This is a genomic window from Lacticaseibacillus thailandensis DSM 22698 = JCM 13996, from assembly GCF_001436135.1.
GTDB lineage: Bacteria > Bacillota > Bacilli > Lactobacillales > Lactobacillaceae > Lacticaseibacillus > Lacticaseibacillus thailandensis.
The window spans coordinates 41058-62971 of the sequence record NZ_AYZK01000007.1; the positions used below are offsets into that span (position 1 = coordinate 41058).

At 55.0% G+C, this 21914-nt stretch carries 19 protein-coding genes; 17 read left to right on the forward strand and 2 right to left on the reverse strand.

Going from position 1 to position 21914, the window contains the following annotated elements:
• Positions 1 to 100 precede the first annotated feature (100 nt).
• The 5 genes from acpS (at position 101) to cbpA (ending at position 3248) form a co-directional block, all read left to right on the forward strand.
• Complete coding sequence (acpS, locus tag FD19_RS08345; protein ID WP_056969740.1) at positions 101 to 454, forward strand: holo-ACP synthase; 354 nt, start codon at positions 101 to 103, stop codon at positions 452 to 454.
• Positions 454 to 1581, forward strand: coding sequence for an alanine racemase (gene alr, locus FD19_RS08350; RefSeq protein WP_056969742.1), 1128 nt, complete (start codon positions 454 to 456; stop codon positions 1579 to 1581). Before acpS ends, alr begins: the two co-directional genes overlap by 1 nt.
• A 111-nt stretch (positions 1582 to 1692) precedes the next feature.
• Positions 1693 to 1944 (forward strand): hypothetical protein, encoded by a 252-nt coding sequence (locus FD19_RS08355; RefSeq protein WP_056969744.1) that lies wholly within the window; start codon positions 1693 to 1695, stop codon positions 1942 to 1944.
• 15 nt (positions 1945 to 1959) lie between these two features.
• Positions 1960 to 2367: a type II toxin-antitoxin system PemK/MazF family toxin gene (locus tag FD19_RS08360; RefSeq protein WP_054750749.1), complete on the forward strand. Its 408-nt coding sequence runs from the start codon at positions 1960 to 1962 to the stop codon at positions 2365 to 2367.
• Positions 2368 to 2582: 215 nt separating this feature from the next.
• Positions 2583 to 3248 (forward strand): cyclic di-AMP binding protein CbpA, encoded by a 666-nt coding sequence (gene cbpA, locus FD19_RS08365; protein ID WP_054750748.1) that lies wholly within the window; start codon positions 2583 to 2585, stop codon positions 3246 to 3248.
• Positions 3249 to 3420: 172 nt separating this feature from the next.
• Here cbpA and FD19_RS08370 read toward each other — a convergent pair whose 3' ends face one another.
• Positions 3421 to 4800 (reverse strand): L,D-transpeptidase family protein, encoded by a 1380-nt coding sequence (locus tag FD19_RS08370; RefSeq protein WP_054750747.1) that lies wholly within the window; start codon positions 4798 to 4800, stop codon positions 3421 to 3423.
• A gap of 325 nt (positions 4801 to 5125) precedes the next feature.
• Positions 5126 to 6100 carry an L-lactate dehydrogenase gene (locus FD19_RS08375; RefSeq protein ID WP_056969746.1) on the reverse strand — a complete coding sequence of 325 codons (975 nt, stop codon included), beginning with the start codon at positions 6098 to 6100 and terminating at the stop codon, positions 5126 to 5128.
• 524 nt (positions 6101 to 6624) lie between these two features.
• Here FD19_RS08375 and pth point away from each other — a divergent pair.
• The 12 genes from pth (at position 6625) to lysS (ending at position 21541) form a co-directional block, all read left to right on the forward strand.
• Positions 6625 to 7182 carry an aminoacyl-tRNA hydrolase gene (gene pth / locus FD19_RS08380; RefSeq protein ID WP_056969755.1) on the forward strand — a complete coding sequence of 186 codons (558 nt, stop codon included), beginning with the start codon at positions 6625 to 6627 and terminating at the stop codon, positions 7180 to 7182.
• A 70-nt stretch (positions 7183 to 7252) separates the two neighbouring features.
• Positions 7253 to 10783: a transcription-repair coupling factor gene (gene mfd / locus FD19_RS08385; protein ID WP_056969748.1), complete on the forward strand. Its 3531-nt coding sequence runs from the start codon at positions 7253 to 7255 to the stop codon at positions 10781 to 10783.
• The gene (locus tag FD19_RS08390) at positions 10780 to 12375 is read left to right on the forward strand and encodes a polysaccharide biosynthesis protein (protein ID WP_056969750.1); all 1596 of its coding nucleotides are present in this window, start codon (positions 10780 to 10782) and stop codon (positions 12373 to 12375) included. Before mfd ends, FD19_RS08390 begins: the two co-directional genes overlap by 4 nt.
• 1 nt (position 12376) lies before the next feature.
• Entirely contained in the window at positions 12377 to 12637 is a 261-nt protein-coding gene (locus FD19_RS08395) for an RNA-binding S4 domain-containing protein (protein ID WP_054750744.1), read from the forward strand.
• Positions 12638 to 12730: 93 nt separating this feature from the next.
• A complete protein-coding gene (locus tag FD19_RS08400) occupies positions 12731 to 13126 on the forward strand; it encodes an FtsB family cell division protein (protein WP_054750743.1) in 396 nt (131 codons plus the stop codon).
• A 31-nt stretch (positions 13127 to 13157) separates the two neighbouring features.
• Positions 13158 to 13691 carry a S1 domain-containing RNA-binding protein gene (locus tag FD19_RS08405; protein WP_054750742.1) on the forward strand — a complete coding sequence of 178 codons (534 nt, stop codon included), beginning with the start codon at positions 13158 to 13160 and terminating at the stop codon, positions 13689 to 13691.
• Between the two features lie 85 nt (positions 13692 to 13776).
• Entirely contained in the window at positions 13777 to 15141 is a 1365-nt protein-coding gene (tilS, locus tag FD19_RS08410) for a tRNA lysidine(34) synthetase TilS (protein ID WP_056969752.1), read from the forward strand.
• Complete coding sequence (gene hpt, locus FD19_RS08415; protein ID WP_054750740.1) at positions 15131 to 15667, forward strand: hypoxanthine phosphoribosyltransferase; 537 nt, start codon at positions 15131 to 15133, stop codon at positions 15665 to 15667. The genes tilS and hpt overlap by 11 nt, the downstream gene beginning before the upstream one ends.
• Before the next feature lie 86 nt (positions 15668 to 15753).
• Positions 15754 to 17865 (forward strand): ATP-dependent zinc metalloprotease FtsH, encoded by a 2112-nt coding sequence (gene ftsH / locus FD19_RS08420; RefSeq protein WP_054750739.1) that lies wholly within the window; start codon positions 15754 to 15756, stop codon positions 17863 to 17865.
• Positions 17866 to 17991: 126 nt separating this feature from the next.
• The gene (gene hslO, locus FD19_RS08425; RefSeq protein ID WP_054750738.1) at positions 17992 to 18867 is read left to right on the forward strand and encodes an Hsp33 family molecular chaperone HslO; all 876 of its coding nucleotides are present in this window, start codon (positions 17992 to 17994) and stop codon (positions 18865 to 18867) included.
• A 132-nt stretch (positions 18868 to 18999) separates the two neighbouring features.
• A complete protein-coding gene (gene dusB / locus FD19_RS08430) occupies positions 19000 to 19938 on the forward strand; it encodes a tRNA dihydrouridine synthase DusB (RefSeq protein ID WP_056969757.1) in 939 nt (312 codons plus the stop codon).
• A gap of 136 nt (positions 19939 to 20074) precedes the next feature.
• Positions 20075 to 21541 (forward strand): lysine--tRNA ligase, encoded by a 1467-nt coding sequence (gene lysS / locus FD19_RS08435; RefSeq protein ID WP_054750778.1) that lies wholly within the window; start codon positions 20075 to 20077, stop codon positions 21539 to 21541.
• Positions 21542 to 21914: the final 373 nt, after the last annotated feature.

Below are 21914 nucleotides of genomic sequence, written 5' to 3' on the forward strand. Positions count from 1 at the left end.
TTTGCACACGCTACATTGAATTGTTTTCACGCTGGTGGGCGGTAAAAACTGGTAAAATGGGACGTAAAGTTGTTGCAATAACGTCAACGGAGGGACCGGCATGATTCACGGATTAGGTGTGGACATCACGGATATCGCGCGCGTCGTGCAAGCACAGACGCGTAACGACCACTTTGCGGTCAAGGTGCTAACACCTGCTGAACTGGCGCAGTTCCAGGCGTATGCCGGTCAACGCGCCTGGGAGTACCTGGCGGGCCGGTTTTCGGCCAAAGAGGCGTACAGTAAGGCGTACGGGACTGGCATCGGTACCGTGGGCTGGCAGGATATTGAGATTATTGATAACGACCACGGGCGGCCCCGCGTGACGGGGCCCTTCCCGGGGCGTGCACACGTATCGATCAGTCACACGCACGATTTGGTGATGACTGAAGTGATTTTGGAGGAAGACAAGTAATGGCAGTGATTGGAACGCATCGGCCCACCAAGGCCTTGATCGATGAAGGGGCTATCGCCCACAACGTCCGTGGGGAGGTCCAACGTTTGGACGACCACACCGAGTTGTTTGCGGTCATCAAAGCGGATGCGTATGGTCACGGACTCTTGCGCGTGGCGCGTGTGGCGGCTGCAGCTGGTGCCCGGGGTTTTTGTGTAGCCATTCTCGACGAAGCGCTAGCCCTGCGCGCGGCGGGCTTTACCCAGCCCATTTTGGTACTGGGCGTCGTATCACCGGAGTATGCCGCACTGGCGGCCACCAACCACGTCGCGGTTCCACTCGTGGATGCGGACTGGTTGACGGCAGCCCAACCCTACCTGGACGCACAGCACCCCTTGGCGGTCCACGTCGCGCTGGATACGGGGATGGGGCGTATTGGTTTTCGTGAGGTCACCACTCTACAACGGGTACTGGCCACCGTTGAGCAGACCGCCGGCATTCAGGTGAATGGGGTGTTTACCCACTTTGCTACAGCTGATGACCCGGATACCAGCTACTTCCAGCAGCAGGTTGTTCGCTTCCAAGAGCTCATGCAGGCCTTTCGCGTGCGGCCACGCTACGTCCATGTGTCTAACACCGCGACGAGCCTGTGGCACGCGGCCTGCAACGGCAACATGGTCCGCTTTGGCGTGGGTATCTACGGCCTGAACCCTTCAGGACGGGCAATTGACACCACGCCGTACCCATTACAACCAGCAATGAGCGTGGTGTCTGCACTGGTCCAGTGCAAGCAAATTCATGCGGGTGACGCTATTTCCTACGGTGCCACCTACCGGGCCGCGGGCGACGAGTGGATCGGTACGGTACCAATGGGTTATGCCGACGGGTGGCCGCGGCGGATGCAGGGCTTCCACGTACTGGTCGATGGGCAGGAATGTCCTATCGTCGGACGGGTCTGCATGGACCAGTTCATGGTCCGCTTGCCGCGTGCCTATGCCGCGGGTACCAAAGTCACGCTGGTCGGGCGGGACGGGGAAGCCGTCATTACGTTACAGGACGTGGCGGATTATGCCGGCACGATTCATTACGAGATTGCGTGTGGTATTGGTGCCCGCGTGCCCCGAATCACGGTCAACGCGGTCAATTAGAAAATTTTGTACTTGCCGGACACACTATTTTTAACGGTGCATTACTGCATTTTTTTGTAAAATGTGCTACCGTTATGGGTACGAGGAAAATGCGACTGGGGGAGTTACACCATGAGTGATTATCAGGATCAGCTTTCTGTTAGCATGGATGCCGCGATGGAAGAAAAAATCGAGTCTTACTGCGAGCTTAATGACGTTGATATGCAAACGGCAGTTCATGAAGCTTTGAATGAATTCATCAACATGCACGGTGAAGAAATTGCGCAACTAATTGCGGGCTACCGGGCAATGGGTAACTTGAACGAGGAGATTTGTGACGAGTTTACCGCTTGTGAAGCGGAGGCCTATTCACACTTCTGTTAAATGTTGGGGTGAGGTATGGCAGAAAAAGTAAAGCGCGGCGATGTGTTCTTCGCTGATCTGTCACCCGTTGTGGGGTCAGAACAGGGTGGAATGCGGCCAGTATTAGTGATTCAGAATAATGTGGGGAACCACTATAGCCCGACGGTAATTGTGGCGGCGATCACGAGCCGCATCTCGAAGCCCAAGATGCCGACCCACGTGGGTTTGGTTGGTGGTAAGGACGGCATTGAGCGTGATTCCGTAGTGTTGCTAGAGCAAATTCGGACAATCGATAAGCAGCGGTTGCGGGACCGGATCGCCACGTTACCAGACGACAAGATGAAGCAGGTGGACGAAGCGCTGGGCGTATCGGTCGCGTTAAGACCGATGCACCCCGCCGGCAAGCGGCGTAATAATCATAGCGTTAAGGTCCAGCGCCATTAAGAGTGTGGTTTTACATATTACATAAGGCTCAGGCCACAAAGGCCGGTGACAATGGTCGCCGGCTATTTGTTACCCGTCAGCGTGGTGTGCTGATAACTTTGGCCGAAATTGCTCATGGTAGGTAGTGCCCGCGATTGTGTATGTATGGTATGATAGAAACCGATTAGATTTCGCTTAGAAAAAAAGGGGCCGCAAGTGATCCCGGGAGGTTCGTTATGCTCATTAAGTCATTGGTGAAGAAAAAGGAATTTTTGACGACCGTTAAGGAAACCGTCACCCTGGAGGAGGCCCTGAAGGTCCTGGAAGACTCCGGTTTTCGGTGTGTGCCGATTCTCGATGAAACGGGGACCATTTTCCGCGGTAACATTTACAAAATGCACATTTACCGCCACAAGAGTCAGGGGGGTGACATGTCGTTACCAGTCACGCACCTGCTCAAGAACGCGACCAAGACCATTCCAGTCAACGCGCCGTTTTTCAAGGTCTTCTTTAACATCAAGGACTTGCCGTACATTGCCGTCCTTGACGAATCGGCTAACTTTTACGGTATTCTGACCCACACGGCTTTACTGAACATGCTGTCCGACGCTTGGAACATTAGCGTGGGTTCATACGTACTGACGGTGGCTAGTTCCGACGAGCGGGGCGACCTGGCCGTGATGAGCAAGATCATCTCGAAGTACGTGTCTATTGCTGGGTGCTTGACCCTGGACGCTAAGCGCGGTGAGTACGTGCGGCGGACGCTGTTCACGCTACCTGCCGGGACGGACGAAACGACGGTCAATGAGATCGTGCAGCGGCTCGAGCGGAAGCACTTTAAGGTCGTTGAGATCGACAACCTCCAGAGCGGCCAGTTGATGCGGGTCGACGAAGGTGAATAAGCATTATTGATAGTGTGTAGCTACAACGCAGGCGTTGGTCACTTCGGTGGCCGGCGCCTTTTGTTGTGATCAGCGGGGGGCGGAAGGCATCCATGGCTAGTGGGCCGAGGTTGGCAGACCAAACAAAAACTCCGCGTCGGGAGACACGGAGTTGGGTGCTGCTATTAGTTGATTAGAAGACGATGACCGGAGTACCCACCGCGACAGCCGCGTAGAGCTTCGGCATGAATGATGGCGGGTTATTGATACACCCGTTGCTACCGTGGGACAGGTACCAATCCCCACCGAACTTCGGCTGCCACGGGGCGTCATGTAGGCCGACCCCAGTGTAGTCAATTGGCATCCAGTATTTAACCGGCGTGGCGTAGTTCTCACCGCTTTGACCCACCCCACGGAGGGTTGCGTTAGTCTGCTTGGACCAAACAAAATCGACGCCGACTGGTGACGCGTCGCCGGCACTAGGCTTACCCGAAACGATGTCGGAATCCAGTGCTAGCTTACCATCCTTGTAGTAGTACTCGTGCTGGTTTTGGAGGTCGACTTCGACGTAGGTGTTGCCAATATCAGTGCCGTCAGCGTGGTAGCCAGAACCGCTGGTAATAGCCTTCACCGTGAAGTCCTTACCCGCCTTGATGTGCTTAACGACTTCGTCGGCGGTCCGGGTTTGCTGAATCGACCAGCCATACGTCCCCCCGGGAACCTTGACCGTGCCACGCTTTGTGGAGTTAAAGGTGCGTTCCTTACCGTACGTATCGTACTTAGCACCCATCGACTTCACAAAGTTTTTCACGCCGTTCGCGTCGACCGTGATTGCACCGTGGTTGTAACCTAACCACTGGTAAAGGTCATCTTTGGTAATCGTCTCACTGTGGTTTTCAACGGTGACCCGCCCAGTTTCCTGCGCGAGCTTTGCCAGTTGGGTCTTCGCCTTGGTAAACTGAGCTGACCGGGTGGTCACGGCTGGTTTGATGTAGGTTTGGTTCAGTTGCACCGTCTGTTTGTCAGCGCGAATTGCGCGGACAATGGTGCTGTCCAATTTGTTCACGTCAAACTGGTTACCGTAAACTTCCTTGCTGACCTGCAGGCCCGACTTGTTGAACGACATGTTGGCGTCTTTGGACGCACGCCGGTGGCCGTTCTCTTTGGTTGCCAAAGCTTTGGTGTAGGCGTGTAGCTGCTTGGTGTTGATGACGGGGTCGACTTTGGCACTGGTGCCACCTAGCCCCAGCGCGTGACCTAACCAAGCCCACTGGTTCTGTTGCTGATCCAGGGAGGATAACGTCTTAGTAAAGGAACGGCGGATGCCGAGGTCGGTACCACTGGCCGTAGCAACGGTCTTCTTGCCGTCGTTTAGTTTATATTTCAGTGCGCTAAACCGCTTAGTTAAGGTACGGTTGGCTTCAGCTTCCGTCTGTCCGCTGATTTTGACGCCCAGAACGTTGGTATGGGGGAGGTAACGGTGACTATAGTGCACGGCCACGCCACCATAAATGCCGGCCAGAATAACGACTGCTGCCGCAATACCAACGGTTAACTTCTTCTTTGAATTCACCGGTGAAACTCCTTCCACGTGGGCTTAGCAACGAGCGGGTCCACGCATGTGTACTCGAAACGATTGGATAAGGATAACAGAAACGGTCGTCTAAATCCATTGTTACAAAAATATTACATTCCCCAGTATACTGTTTTACACAGTTTTTTCAACATGTTGGGGCTATTTTAATAACTTGGGCAGCGGAAAGTACTGGGTTACGGGAGCACGGCGAGGGGCGCAGTCAGCGTACTGTTCGTCCTGCTTTCTCACCGTGCGGCTCCACTCTCTAAAAAAAGGCCCCGAGCATCCGCTCGGGGCCTTTGATCCATTAGTAATAATGAAATTACTGACGGAACTTAATGTCGGACTTGGAGAAGGCGCCATCGATGATCTTCTTCAACTGGTCGGAAGAAGCCTTCATGGACTTTTCTTCATCGTCGGACAGTGGGAGTTCAATGATCTGTTCAAGACCGTTGCGGCCGATAACGGCTGGCGTCCCGATGTAGACATCGTTGATACCGTACTGGCCGTCCATGTAAACAGACAGTGGCAGTACAGCACTCTCGTCGTTCAAGATAGCCTTCGTGATACGGGTTGCGGCAGTGCCGACACCGTAGTACGTAGCACCCTTCAAGTTGATGATGGTGTAAGCAGCATCACGAACGTTTTCGAACAGCTTGTTCAGCTTGTCCTGAGTCAATTCTGGGTGGGCCTTAGTGTATTCGGCAACGGTCAGACCACCGATAGTGGTGTGGCTCCATGCAGCGAATTCAGTGTCACCGTGTTCACCCAAGATAAAGCCGTGGACGTTGCGTGCGTCAACCTTAGCTTCATCAGCCAAAGCCTGACGGAAACGAGCAGTGTCCAAGGAAGTACCGGAACCGATAACCTTTTCCTTAGGGAAGCCGGAAATCTTCCAGGTAGCGTAAGTCAAAATGTCAACTGGGTTGGCAACGACTACGAAGATACCCTTGAAACCAGATTCAACAACTGGTTCGACAACGGCGTTGATGATGCCCAGGTTCTTGTTAACCAAGTCAAGACGGGTCTCGCCTGGCTTCTGAGGGGCACCGGAAGTGATTACAACGATGTCTGCATCTTTGCAGTCGCTGTAGTCAGCGGAGTAAATCTTCTTCGGTGCCGTGTATGGGAGGGCGTCGGAGAGGTCAATTGCGTCACCCTTCGTCTTGTCCTTCACAATATCAATAATCCCAAGTTCTTGTGCAACGCCCTGCTGGACCATTGCGAATGCGTAACTGGAACCAACGGCCCCGTCACCAATCAGAATAACCTTCTGGTGCTTAGCAGCTTCTGCCACGGTAGTATCATCCTTTCTGAAATAACCTTATACAATACAGCACTGATTATAGCATATCTAGTATTCTCCGTGCACAAAGATTCGCTGTGGAAGTAAGCGTTCTGCATAGATATACCATGACTATTGGTGTGATTGACGGTGTAGGGGCATGACTAATATTTGGTTTACTGCCACCAAGCCGGTACGGAGACAGGTCATACAAGCAAGCTGTGCTGAAACTGAGCGTTACCCTATGCCATGGTGCATGGCTATTTCACGGTGGTGACGGCCACAACGCGGTGGGTGTACTAAGTTACAGCGACAACGGTCATCGTGGCGTGGTTCACCAAGCCGTCGCAGCGCGGACATCCACCACCCACCTTTGTAGATAAGTACTGGTGTGGTCGTCGCATGAAGCGTGGCCGCCGATGTGGTACAATTGGCGTACGATTACGGGGAGGCTCTATCTGCCCGTTTTTTGCGTGTGGTGCTAAATGGTTTGGCACCACGATGATGACTAAATGTCGATTGATGCGGGGGATAAAATGAAGATGGTTATTGGCCTGGGCAATCCAGGCAAAAAGTATGCGGGTACCAAGCACAACGTGGGTTTCATGGTGGTCGATGAGTTAGCAAGGCACCTAAACCTGCACCTGAATAAGTTGGAACACGACGCGGTGACGGCCAGTACCCGTATTGGCGGTGAGCGCGTATTGCTCGCGGAGCCCCAGACCTTCATGAACGAGTCCGGCCGGGCCGTCAAGCAGCTCATGCACTTCTACAAGTTGGTACCTGAAGACATTATCGTGGTGCAGGATGACCTGGACATGCCGGTCGGCAAGTTACGGCTGCGGGCCAAAGGCTCTGCCGGCGGGCACAACGGGATTAAGGATATTATCAGCAACATTGGCACTAGCGACTTTGCCCGTGTCAAGATCGGCATCGCCCACCCGACCCAGACAACGGTAGTGGACTGGGTATTGACCCCATTCACCGGTGATAATGCTGCCGTAGTGGGTCAAGCACAAGACCTCGCCGTGTCCTTACTGTACGACTGGTTGCGGGGTGAGGAACTGCCAGAGTTGATGAATAAGTATAACTGAGTGTCTGCGGACAACAGTTATCAGTATTAACGCCACACCGTCATGGTGCGCGCAAGGATGAGTTCTAATTATGGATAAAACAAGTTTAACCGCGTTATTCGCGGATGCACCCGAGTTGCAGCAGTGGTGGCCCCAGTTAGTGAAGGGTCGGCACCTGCTGACTGGGCTCACAGGCTCAGCTAAGACCCTGCTAATTGAGGCCGCCGTCACCCGGGTGGGCCACCCGTTATTGGTGGTGGCAAATGACCGTAATCACGCCGAGGAGTTGGTAGCCGATTTAGGCAACCGACTCGCGGCGTCTTTGTTGTACCAATTTGCAGTTGATGACGTCCTTAGCTTGGAGGCCGCTAATACTTCCTTGGATGAACGGAACGACCGGATCGCCGCACTTAACTTCCTGGTCAGTGACCAACCCGGCGTGGTGGTCACCACGTTGGCTGGGTTACGGCGCCTATTGCCACCGGTCGCGGACTGGCAACAGGCCGGTGTGACGATCAAACCCGATAGTGAAGTGGATCCCGCCGCTTTGGCGACGCAACTAGTGGCTAGTGGCTACCGGCGTGACACCTTGGTCAGCGCTCCCGGGCAGTTTGCCGTGCGTGGTGGCATTATCGACGTGTACCCCCTGGACCGGGATAACCCGGTCCGCATTGAGTTGTTTGACACTGAAGTAGACTCCATGCGGGAGTTTGATGCTGACACTCAGCGCAGTTTGGATAACGTGGACCAGGTAACGTTACCGCCAGCTAACGATATGCTAGCCGACCAGGAGCGTTTGAACAATACGGCCGACCGGATGCAGCGGGCGGTCGACCTCACGGATACCGCGCGTAGTGCTAGCCCCAAAGCCAGCAACGACGGGGACGCTCCGGACGCCAACGCGGCGTTTGTGCAACGGGCGGGGCACCTCATTGCCGACCTGCGTGAGGGCATTGTCGATGGTAACCTCGCTAATTATGCGGCGGCATTGTACCCGGAACAGACGACCATCCTGAATTATTTACCGGCGCGGTCGGTCATGTTCTTTGACGATTACCCGCGGCTACTGGATACCGACGCCACGATGGTGGATGGTTACAGTCAGGACGTCCCCGGCGGTGAATTAATGCCGGCGATGCGCCCCTTACCCGAACTGGAAAAGGCGGACAAGCACACGCACGTGCTGCTGTCACTGTTTCAAAAGGGTATGGGTAACTTGCGGCTGTCGAGCATGACCAACATCGCGACCCGTAACGTTCAGCAGTTCTTCAGCCAAATGCCACTCTTCAAGACAGAGGCGGACCGCTGGGCCAAACAGGGACAGACCGTGGTGGTACTGGTAAACGATCAACGCCGGGCCGAGAAGACTGCCGAGACGATGCACGACTTTGAGATTGACGCTAGCATTGCTAGCCCCAAGCGGCTCTTGCTCGGCCGGTTACAAATTATCGTCGGCAACTTGGAGGCCGGCTTTGAGCTGCCGAGTCAGCACCTCGTCGTGATCAGCGAGCACGACCTGTTTAACGCCAAGCGGGTGCGCAAGGCGCGGCACCAAACGCTGGCCAACGCCGAACGACTCAAGAGCTACAACGAACTGCATCCTGGCGATTACGTGGTGCACGTCAACCACGGGATTGGCCAGTACCAAGGCCTCCAGACGTTGACGGTCGATGGGGTGCACCGGGACTATCTGACCATTAATTACCGGGATAACGGGCAACTGTTTATCCCGGTGGACCAGTTGAACCTGGTACAAAAGTACGTGTCGGCCGAGGGCAAAACCCCACACGTCAACAAACTAGGCGGGACCGAATGGGCTAAAACCAAGCGGCGGGTGGCAGCCAAGATCGAGGATATCGCTAACGACCTGATTGACCTGTACGCCGCCCGCCAGGCGGAGCGCGGCTTTGCCTTCCCACCGGATGACGATTTGCAAAGTGACTTTGAGGCTGAGTTTCCGTATCCAGAAACTCCGGACCAAATTCGGAGTGTCAAAGAAATTAAGCGGGACATGGAACGTGACCGCCCGATGGACCGGCTACTGGTCGGGGACGTGGGCTTCGGGAAGACCGAAGTGGCGTTGCGGGCCGCCTTCAAAGCCGTGGAAGCAGGTAAGCAAGTAGCATTGCTGGTACCGACGACCATTTTGGCCCAGCAGCACTTTGATACGATGACCGACCGCTTTAGTGATTTTCCGGTCAGTATCGGCATGCTATCGCGATTCCGGACGGCGGCCCAGAACCGGGCCACCATTGCCGGTCTGGAAGATGGTACGATCGACATCGTGGTCGGCACGCACCGGTTGCTCAGTAAGGACGTGCACTACAAGGACCTCGGTCTGCTAATTGTGGATGAAGAGCAGCGGTTTGGGGTCAAGCACAAGGAGCGCATCAAGCAGCTACGTTCCAACATTGACGTCTTGACCCTGACGGCCACGCCAATTCCGCGCACGCTGAACATGTCGATGCTCGGGGTGCGTGACCTGTCCGTCATCGAAACGCCCCCAACTAACCGGTACCCCATCCAAACCTTCGTGATGGAGCAGGACGCGGGGGCGGTGCGTAGCGCAATTACGCGTGAACTGGATCGTGGCGGGCAGGTCTTCTACCTGCACAACCGGGTGGAAGATATTGAACGGACGGTCTCCGAACTGGAAGTTTTGGTACCCGAGGCGCGGATTGTTTATGCTCATGGCCAGATGAGTGAGTCGCAACTGGAGTCGGTCATTTACGATTTCATGCGCGGCGAAGGTGACATTTTGGTCACGACCACCATCATTGAAACGGGGGTCGACATGCCCAACGTTAACACCCTCATTATTGAAGACGCCGACCATTACGGGCTGGCGCAACTGTACCAACTGCGCGGCCGGGTCGGCCGGTCCAGCCGGGTGGCGTACGCCTACTTCATGTACCGGCGGAACAAAGTACTGACTGAGGTCGCCGAGAAGCGGTTGTCGGCCATCCGTGACTTTACGGAGTTAGGGAGCGGGTTCAAAATTGCGATGCGTGACCTGTCCATTCGTGGGGCCGGCAACTTGCTGGGTGCGCAGCAACACGGGTTCATTGACTCCGTGGGGTATGATTTGTACACCCAGATGCTCAAGGAAGCCGTGGCACGTAAGCGGGGTCAAGCTCCTGCTGACCGGCGTACCAACGCGGAGGTCTCGTTGACCGTGGAAGCTTACTTGCCCGGTGATTATATCGAAGATAACCGACAGAAAGTCGAACTCTACAAACGCGTCCGTGAAACCGCAAACGAGGAGCAGGAGCGCGAATTAGAGGATGACCTGATCGACCGCTTCGGTGACTACCCGCAGCCGGTCACTAACTTGATTCGCATTGCGCGACTCAAGCGACTGGCTGATGCGGCGCTGGTGGATAAAATCCACCAGCAGGAACAGAAACTCTTTGTAACGATGAGTAAGGTGGCCACCACCCAATTGGCTGGTGAACCCATCTTTGCGGCGCTGGGGGCCACTAAACTCCGGGCAACCGTCGCGGAAACGGAGGGCCGGCTGGTCGTCACCCTCACGATCCCGCGGGGCATGAAGACGGACGAGTGGTTGACTGAACTTGAACATTTCGTGACCAAGCTAGGTGCCATGAGGACGGGCAAATGAATCGGGCGCACAGCAAGCGCCTGATGCATGGCGCCTGGATTCTGAGTGTGGCCGGGCTCATTGCTAAAGTGTTGAGCGCGGTCTACCGGGTGCCGTACCAGAACCTGGTCGGCAACACCGGCTTCTACGTGTACCAGCAAATCTACCCGCTGTACGGAATCATCATGACCATGGCGTTGACTGCGGGCCCGGTGTTTGTGGCCAAGGTAGCCATTACCAGTCCGGATTTGACCACGCGGCACCAGACGTTGCGGCGTCTCACTGGCGTGCTGGCTGGGTTTGGGCTGGTGATCTTTCTGGGCAACTTTGCCGGCGCCACCACGATTGCGCGGTGGATGGGGGATGCCCAACTGGCCCCGCTCATCCGCGTGGTCGGGTGCATGGGTCTGACCCTGCCGTTGCTGGCAGTCGGGCGGGGCTATTTTCAGGCTAACTACAGTATGGTGGAAACGGCCTGGAGCCAAGTAGTTGAGCAGGTCGTGCGGGTGGCCGTTATCATTCTGGTGGCCGTTGTGGCTGTCCGTGCTTCGTGGTCGCACTACCGCACAGGGACCTGGGCCATGACCGGCGGTGTGTTCGGCGCGGTGGCGGCAACCATCATTATCGGTGGTAGTTGGCTGCGACAGCGGCATACGCCTAGCACGGGAATTAACCGCGTGCTTGGTCACGACGCGGGTCCATCCTGGCGTCACTTGGTATGGCAGACACTAACTGAGGGTGGAGCGCTGGTCCTTTACGCCGCTATCCTGTTGATTCTACAGTTGGTGGATAGTTTTACCGTGGCCAAGGCTTTGGTGCGGTCCGGAGTGCCAGTGGCCCTCGCTGAGAACCTGAAGGGCATCTACGATCGCGGCCAGCCCATGGTGCAGTTAGGACTGGTCATCGCCACTGCGTTGACGCAAAGCCTGTTGCCACCCCTGAGTGGGGCGCACCAGCGGCATGCGGAGCACACCTTTGTCCGTACTGGTACGGTCCTCGTTCACCTCAGCGTGGCGGTGTCGCTGCTGGCGACGGTGGGGTTGTGCGTAGAGATGCCGTTGATCAACCGGGGCCTGTTCGGCGATACCGATGGAACGCTGGTGTTGCAGGTGTACATGTTGATCATTGCCGTGACCGCGGCGATTAATGCCTGCGCCAGTATCCTGCAAAGTCAGGACATGGTGCGGGTGCCGACCATTGCTATTCTGGCAGGCGTGGTGGTCAAAGTTGCACTTAACGGTGCGGCGGTGCGGCGCTGGCACACGGTGGGTGCATCTTGGACCACGGTGATCAGCCTCGGCGTCACGCTGCTAGTCATTTACCTGACGCTCGATCCACTCATTCGCCGGCGCATCTGGGCCCACGGTTTCGGCTGGCGGCTATTGGTTGTGGCTGCGGGTATGGGCGTGATTGTGGGCATGGGCGTCCATGTGGTACCCGTCACGGGCCGGGCGGTGGCGATACTCCTAGCGGTCTTGTGGGCCGGTATCGGTGTGCTGGTCGCGGGGGCGCTGGCCGTTTGGACCGGGCTGTTTAGTCACCGGGAAGTTTTGGCGTTGCCCGTTGGCGCTCACATTTTACGAATTACTAAATATTTTCACAAAGGAGAATAAAATGCGCTTAGATAAATTTTTGAAGGTGTCCCGCATTATTAAGCGGCGCACGGTTGCAAAGGAAATTGCCGATAAGGGCCGCATCCAGGTGAACGACCGCGTGGCAAAGTCGAGCACCGATGTATCCGTTGGCGATACGCTGACGATTGGCTTTGGGAACAAAACCTTGGTGGTTCGCGTTGATGAGCTCGTTGATACGACCAAGAAGAACGATGCGGAGAGTATGTACACGATTTTGGACCAGCGGACGCCTGCAAAGTAGCGGTGCGTTTGGTGGGTAGATTTGTTATACTCAAGTCATTGAAACCCGAAAATTGACCAGTAGTACCACGAAATTGAGGAGAGGAACAGCACGATGGCGAAAGCTCAGATCAGCCATTTGGATAACGCGTACACGCGTGCCCAGCAGGTCGAACGCGACCAGCAGGCGGCGCGTGATCGGCGGCGCCGAATTCACCGGCGGCGACGCGTTATTTTAGTGGCATTGCTGGTGCTAGTGCTGGTTGGTGGTGGCGTGCAACTATGGCGCGTACACCAGCAACAGGTCCGCGTTGAACAACGTGTCGCCACGGCCAAGCGCCAGTTGCACCGCGTCACGACCAAGCAGAAGAATTTGCGGATCCAGGTCAACGAACTGAACAACGCTGATTACCTCGAAAAGCTGATTCGTGCTAAGTACTACATGTCAAAGTCGGGTGAAACCATTTTTAATATTCCGGATAGTGATGACAGCATTCCGGGTGATAAGTAAAGCGGGTATTCCGAGGAGGAAATCATTTTTTATGTCAGTTGCAGTAGGTGCACAATTAAGCGGTAAGGTCACTGGTATTACCAAGTTTGGGGCGTTTGTGGATCTCGGCGATGGCCAAACCGGTCTGGTGCACATTTCTGAGGTTGCGGACACGTTCGTGCAGGACGTCCACGACTTTGTGAGTGTTGGCGATACGGTCAACGTGAAGGTACTTTCGGTGGATGGCAACAAGATCGGTTTGTCGATCCGGAAGGCCAGCGGCAACGAAGCGCTGGCGACCGAACACGCCGCGACCATCAAGCAGGAAGCTGAACGTCACCATGAACATGAACGCGCACACGGTGATGGTGGTCGGCCACACGTTGGTCACGGAGCACCGCATAATGGTGGCGGTCGGAACGTGGCTGGCCGCGGTGGTCGCCCAGCGGGACATCACGAACATGGTGGCAAGGAAGGGTTTGACGACCTGTTGTCTGACTTCCTCAAGGAAAGTGAGCAGCGGCTCTCGACCATCCGGCGCAACACAGAAGGTAAACGCGGCGGTCGCGGTGGCCGGCGCAGTTAAGTTCTGGTAATTAAAGGCCCGATTGGCGCAACCTTGGATGTGGTTGGCACAATCGGGCCTTTATTTGGCGAAGGGGGAATTGGTGGTGCAACTCAATACGGCGGGGATGATGCGAATGCTAGCCCCCTTTGGTTTACCGCGGGGCACGCGCGTACTCGTGGCGGTCTCCGGTGGTGCCGACTCGATGGCCTTGTTAACGTTATTGGCGCAGAGTGCGGACACGAGTGGCCTACAGGTCGGCGTGGTCCACATCAATCACCAATTGCGCCCGAGCGCTGGGCGCGAGGCAGCTTTGGTTCAAGCCTATGCCCAGCAGCTTGACGTGCCCTGTACCGTGGTGGCATGGCCAGTCGCCGCGCATCCCGCCAACGGGGTGGAGGCAGCCGCCCGGGCGTTTCGGTACACCACGTTTGCTCGGGTCGCCCAGAATGAGCGGTATCCGTTGTTGATGACGGCTCACAACCTTGATGACCAGGCCGAGACCGTGTTGTTTCGGCTGGCCCGTTCGGGGAGTGTGCGGGGCGTAAGTGGCATTCCCGCTGATACGGTTCAGTACGGGCTGCGTGTGGTACGGCCACTATTGTCGGTGCACAAAGCAGCGTTACAGGCTTACTGTGAGCAACAAGGAATCACTTTTGTTCATGACGAAAGCAACGACGACACGCGGTACTCGCGCAACTATTTGCGTCACACCGTGCTCCCACTTTTGCGTGACCGGTGGCCCGACACGGACCGCCACTTTGCCCGCCTGGCGACGGAGTTGACGGGGTTGCGGACCTTAGCTGATGTGACACTGCGTCATTTGTCAGGAAAAGTCAGACTAAAGTCGGATGAGTTTACCTGGCAAAATGTCCAGAATGAATCCACAACAGTTCAAAAACTGCTACTGCAGCACCTGCTAACACGGTGGTACCCCCCCATCAGTGAACGCCAAGTCCTAGCAGTACTGAATGCGTTGACTAGTCCTGATGGCCGGCAACGGATCGTTACGCTTAGTCCTCAGCTGGCCCTGGTCGTGCAGCACGGGCAGGTGCGGCGCCAACCGCGCGGCGCGGATGTGCAGGCTGCGGACGTGGTGCTGACGGCCCTTGACCGTTGGGTTTCCGGTGTGGGCGGTGCGTGGGCACTACTGACGCAGCGGCCGGTCGCGGGGGACCACGTGCTGGCGACCGCCACTGGTTGGCCACTACCAGTCACCGTGCGTCACCGTCAACCGGGTGACTGGGTGCGCTTAGCCCGCGGACAACACCAAAAACTCGGGCGCCTGTTAACAAATAACCACGTACCTGTGGTTGTGCGCGATCACTTGTGGGTCGCCGCCCGGGGACACGAGGTGCTATGGGTCGAAAATACGCGCCCAGGGCAATTGTTTCATGCCGGGCAAACTGCTAAAATCAAGGCACAGTTAGTTTTCCGACCGGACGACGGGGGTAGCAGGGATGAATTCTGATATATTAAAAGTTTTGTATTCAGCACAGGACATCAAGGCCACGGTGCAACGACTCGCGACCACCGTGCATAAGGACTATGCTGACGTTAAGCCACTGTGCGTCTGTGTACTGAAGGGTGCGGTTATCTTCATGACGGATTTCATCCGTGCCTATGATGACTACTTAGAAATTGATTTTATGGACGTATCCAGCTATTACGGTGGCACAACTTCAAGTGGCGACGTACGGATCGACAAGGACCTCGACACCAGCGTTAAGGGTCGTGACGTCATCATCGTTGAGGACATTGTGGATACCGGAACGACGCTTAAAGCCTTGAAGGAGTTGTTGGCACACCGTGGGGCGAAGTCAGTAAAAATTGTGGCTTTGCTCGACAAGCCAACGGGCCGGACGGTCGACGTTAAGGCGGATTACGTGGGTCAAACGGTGCCGGGTGAGTTTTTGGTTGGCTACGGCCTGGATTACAACGGTCTGTACCGCAATTTACCGTACATTGGTGTATTAAAACCAGAAGTGTATAAGTAGTCATGGGCAGTACCAGGCATTGTGTGGTATTCTCGTATATAGTTTGAAATTTAGCTTTCTAATGAAGTATTTGCTGGAGGTTGTGCATGAATAACAAAAAGACCGGCCTGTTCAGCAGCACGCTCACGTACATTGTGTTGTTCCTGCTGCTGGTTGGAGGGTTCGGATACTATATGCGTGGCGACAGCGGTGGTACCACAAAGTCACTGACTACCAGTCAGTTTGTGACCGCGCTGCAAAAGAACAAGGTGAAGGAATTCTCCATTCAGCCAAGCGGCGGGGTATACAAGGTCTCGGGTTCGTACCGTAAGTCGAAGACCACCAAGCAGAAGAGTACTGGTCTGCTGGGTGAATCGAAGACGGAGTCGGTCACAGGCTTTACGACGCGTATCCCGGACAACGACAGTACAATCAAAAAGATTGACGCGTTGGCCGCCAAGCATAACATTAAAAATTCAACCGATGAGGAGTCCCAGACGAGTGCGTGGGTCAGCTTGCTGATTACCGTCGTGCCACTGGTACTGATGATGGTCATCTTCTACATGATGATGAACCAAGGTGCACAGGGCGGTGGCAACCGCATGATGAGCTTTGGTAAGTCACGGGCTAAGCAGTCGGATAAGAGTGCCAACAAGGTGCGGTTCTCCGACGTTGCCGGTGCTGAAGAAGAAAAGCAGGAACTGGTCGAAGTCGTCGAGTTCCTGAAGGATCCGAAGAAGTTCCTTAAGTTAGGTGCCCGTATTCCGTCGGGTGTGCTACTTGAGGGCCCGCCTGGTACTGGTAAAACGTTACTGGCCAAAGCCGTAGCTGGTGAAGCGGGTGTGCCGTTCTTCTCCATTTCTGGTTCTGACTTTGTTGAAATGTTTGTCGGTGTTGGTGCTTCGCGTGTTCGTGACCTGTTTGATGAGGCCAAGAAGAAGGCGCCAGCGATCATCTTCATTGATGAAATTGATGCCGTTGGGCGCCAACGTGGTGCCGGCATGGGCGGCGGTCATGATGAACGTGAACAAACCCTGAACCAGTTGCTGGTTGAAATGGACGGGTTTACTGGTAATGAAGGTGTCATCGTCATGGCGGCGACCAACCGTGCTGATGTGTTGGACCCGGCTTTGCTCCGCCCTGGCCGTTTTGACCGGAAGATTCTGGTCGGCCAGCCGGACGTTAAGGGTCGTGAAGCGATCCTGAAGGTCCACGCCAAGAACAAGCCGTTTGCTGACGACGTTGATCTGAAGACCATCGCTAAGCAGACGCCTGGGTTTGTGGGTGCCGACTTGGAAAACCTGCTGAACGAAGGGGCACTGGTTGCTGCTCGTCGCGGGAAGACCAAGATTGACGCTAGCGACTTGGATGAAGCCGAAGACCGGGTTATTGCCGGGCCGGCCAAGCGTGACCGGGTCATTCAGCCAAAGGAACGGACCCAGGTTGCGTACCACGAAGCCGGGCATGCGATTATCGGCTTGGTACTGTCCGATTCGCGGACGGTGCGGAAGGTAACCATCATTCCACGTGGGCAAGCTGGTGGTTATGCCATCATGTTGCCCAAGGATGACCAATTCTTACTAAGCAAGAAGGACCTCAACGAACAGATCGTTGGTTTGATGGGTGGCCGGACTGCTGAAGAAATCATCTTTAACACCGAGAGTACGGGTGCATCCAATGACTTTGAACAAGCCACGCAGATTGCCCGGGCGATGGTTACGAAGTACGGGATGTCTGACAAGTTGGGCACGGTTGCTCTGGAGAAGGAAAGTCAGCAGGCCATGTATGGCGCTGGCGCCGGTTATTCTGGGCAGACGGCTAACGAAATCGACGCTGAGGTGCGGCGGATCATTGATGAAGCGCACCAGCAGGCACATGACATCATTGAAGCACACCGTGAGCAGCATAAGGTGATTGCGGAAGCCTTGCTGAAGTACGAGACGTTGAATGAAGAGCAGATCCTGAGCCTCTTCAAGACGGGCAAGATGCCGGAGACCAAGTCTGAATTTCCAAGTGAAAAGGCGGCTACCTATGAGGAAGCCAAGAAGGCCTTGGAGCAGAAGGAAGCTTCACGTCAGGAGTCAGAGGAGTCAGCGCACAGTAGCGCGGCGGCCACAACCCCGGATGTGGCGGATAACACGAGTGCTAGTTCCACGAGTGCTACGTCAATGGCGGACAGTGAGTCGTCGAATGATGACCACCAGCCGCCAACGGCATAGTGATATGAGTGAAGGTCGGATCCTTACGGGTTCGACCTTTTTTGGTGGCTTGGGTGCGGTCGACTACGGCTACCGCAGAGTTGTGTTATGCTGTTAGGCAGATAAATTGACAAGGAGTAAACAACCATGAGTGACTATTTAGTACGGGCAGTAACCGCCGACGGGATGTTCCGTCTCTTTGCGGTCGACGCGACCGCCACGGTCGGTGAAGCGCAACGGCGTCACGACACGTGGAGCGCCTCCTCAGCAGCTTTGGGTCGGGCCCTCATCGGTACCGGTCTGCTGTCTGCGGCTGAACTCAAAAACGACCACGACCTGATGACGGTACGGATCAAGGGTGATGGCCCCGCTGGTAGTATCGTCGTTGATGGTACCAGCCACGGTACGGTGCGGGGTTACATCCAAGAACCGCACGTGCACCTGCCGTTGAATGTGGTGGGCAAAATTGACGTGGCTCGCGCGGTCGGCAAGCGCGGGGTGCTAGCCGTGACGAAGTACCTCGATGGCGGTGCCCCGTTTACCGGGCAGGTGCCATTAACTTCCGGTGAACTGGGGAGCGACTTCACGTATTATCTGGCCAAGTCGGAACAGATTCCTGCCTCTGTGGGGGTATCCGTCTTTGTTAACGCTGATAACTCAATTGAGGTTGCTGGCGGCTTCCTCGTTGAGGCACTGCCGGGCGCGACTGATCAGGCGTTAGCTGATCTGGAAACGAACATCAAAACGTTGCCGTTAGTCTCGGAGATGCTGAAGTCCGGGCTGACGCCAGAAGAAATTCTGGACCGCATCGTCAACGGACGGAAGTTGATGGTGCTGGGCCAAGATGACTTTGCCTTCAAATGCAATTGCAGTAAGGAGCGCTTCGGCAAAGCGTTGCGCACGCTCAAGCCCACCGAGTTGCAGGCCATGATTGACGAAAACGATGGTGCGGAGACCGTCTGCAAGTTCTGTGGCGAGCGTTACCAGTTTAGCGCGGACGAGTTGCGCGCCATGTTGCCATAAGTTGTGGTGTTATTCGTGACCGTGGTACACTAGGCGACAGACAAAAAGTTAGTGAAATATTTGAGGTGAAAAATATTGAGTAGTTGGTTTATTGGGGACGTTGAGATCCCTAACCAGGTAGTGGTGGCCCCAATGGCCGGAATCACGAATGCGGCCTTCCGGGTGACGGCCAAGGAGTTTGGTGCTGGTCTGGTGGTCTGCGAAATGATCAGTGACCGGGGCATCCAGTACAAGAACAAGAAGACCCTGAGCATGATGTTTGTTGATCCGCACGAGCATCCCGTCTCCATTCAGGTGTTTGGAGGGACCAAAGACACGTTGGTCAACGCCGCTAAGTTCATTGACGAGAATACGAGTGCGGACATCATTGACATCAACATGGGTTGCCCGGTGCCCAAGGTGACCAAGACGGATGCAGGGGCTCACTGGCTGCTGGATCCCGACAAGGTCTACGAGATGCTCGACGCGGTCGTGCATAACGTGCACAAGCCGGTGACGGTCAAGATGCGCACTGGCTGGGATAAGGACCACGTGTACGCGGTGGAGAACGCCAAGGCTGCACAGGCTGCTGGTGTGTCCGCGCTCGCCATGCACGGTCGGACCCGCAAGCAATTGTATTCCGGGCACGCTGACTGGGATATTTTGGCCAAGGTTGCTAGCGTGCTGGACATTCCGTTCATGGGTAACGGCGATGTGCGGACTCCGCAAGATGCTAAGCGCATGATTGATGAAGTCGGTGCGGATGCGGTGATGATTGGCCGCGCGGCTTTGGGTAATCCATGGTTGCTGGGTCAGGTACGGACTTACCTGGACACGGGAGAGTTACTGCCAGAACCAACGCCGGCTGAAAAAATCAGTATTGCCGAGAAGGAATTGCACCGGTTGGTCGAGTTGAAGACGGAAAAAGTCGCGGTACCAGAATTCCGGAAGCAGGCGGCTTACTTCCTAAAGGGGATTCCGCGGTCATCGCGGACGAAGGCCGCCGTCATGTCAGTGAACACGGAGGCTGAAGTCGATTCGATTTTGGACGAGTTCGTGGCTGGCTTAGCAGCACGTCCGGTATTGCGGTAGATGAGAATGAGGCAACTTGGCCGTGGTCGGGTTGCTTTTTTACTGCAAAATTGGCAAGATACAAGGGTATGTGAATTGAACGGAGGAAATAGTGTTGGCAGATAAGCAGAAAAAGCAACCGCAACAGCAGCCATCGATGAATGACCAGATGCGTGTACGCCGGGAAAAGATGCAGGCGCTGCGCGATGCAGGTATTGATCCCTTTGGTCACCGGTTTGACCGGACGCACACTGCTGGGCAGTTACACGACCAGTTTGGTGAGCTCGACAAGGACGAACTTAACGACCGCCACATTGACGTGGTGATTGCCGGACGCATGATGTCGAAGCGGGGCAAGGGTAAGGTCGGCTTTGCGGACATCCACGACCGGACAGGCAAGATCCAGATTTATGTGCGGAAGGATATGGTCGGCGACGAGAACTACCAAATCTTCAAGAAGTCGGATTTGGGCGATATCTTGGGGGTTGCTGGTGATGTAATCAAGACGGATATGGGGGAACTCACGGTCCGCGCCAGTCACGTGACTTTCCTGACTAAGGCTTTGCGGCCGATGCCTGACAAGTACCATGGGTTGACCGATGTTGAGGCTAAGTACCGGCAACGGTACCTGGACTTGATTGCCAACCGCGACAGCTTTGACCGGTTCGTCAAACGCACCAAGATTGTTAGTGCTGTGCGCGAGTACTTGGATCAGAACGGTTTCTTGGAAGTAGAAACGCCAGTGCTGCATAACCAAGCTGGTGGTGCCAACGCCCGTCCGTTTATCACGCACCACAATGCTTTGGATATTGACCTGTACATGCGGATTGCTTTGGAATTGCACCTGAAGCGGCTGATTGTGGGCGGCATGGAACGCGTCTACGAAATTGGTCGGGTGTTCCGGAACGAAGGGGTCGACACGAAGCACAACCCTGAATTTACGGAACTAGAAACTTATGCCGCTTTCTGGGATCTCGGTGACGTGATGGACGAAACTGAGGGTATTTTCCGGTACGTAGCGCAAAAGGTATTGGGTTCTGGCAAGATCACCTATCAGGGTCAGGATATTGATTTGGACGCACCGTTCCAGCGGGTACACATGGTCGATGCGATTAAGGCTAAGACGGGGATTGATTTCTGGCAGCCGATGACGCAGGAGCAAGCGCAACAGTTAGCCCAGGAGCACCACGTGAAGGTTGAACCGTACTGGAAGGTGGGGCACATCATTAATGCGTTCTTTGAAGAGTTTGTTGAGGATACGTTGGTACAGCCAACCTTCATTTATGGCCATCCAATTGAAATTTCGCCATTGGCCAAGAAGGACGAAAAGGATCCGCGGTTTACGCAACGGTTTGAATTATTCATTGATGGCAATGAGTATGGTAATGCGTTTACCGAGTTGAACGATCCAATTGACCAACGGCAACGTTTCGAAGCGCAGGCCGCCGAGAAGTCCGCTGGTAATGATGAAGCACAGCCGATTGATGAAGACTTTATTGAAGCACTCGAGTATGGCATGCCGCCTACTGGTGGTCTTGGCATTGGGATTGACCGGTTAGTGATGCTGCTAACGGATGCGGCGTCTATCCGTGACGTCTTGCTCTTTCCAACGTTGCGTCCATAAGGACTGCCATTACATTTAAAAAAATCGCAAAAACGCCACAAGTTTTTCTGTAGCGTTTTTTTGTGGCCAAATCCAGCTCAAGAGGGACATGACACCGAATTTTTTTGTTTGAAAGACGAACTCAATAACAGTAAATTGCGAGAAAAGTTCGTGAAAATGTGAGCGCAATTGTGTAGCTAGCGGCACGGCGCACGATTTTGTCTTGACGGTTTTGTGACGAGTTGGTACACTATTTAAGTCGTCAGGTGATACGGCGTTCGCCAAGAGCGGCGCGGGTTACATCAACAAGTGATTATAAAAAGTTGTTGACAGCGACTTTGCCTGATGATAAGATATTGAAGTTGCGTTGAGCAACTGGTAGTACTTTGAAAAC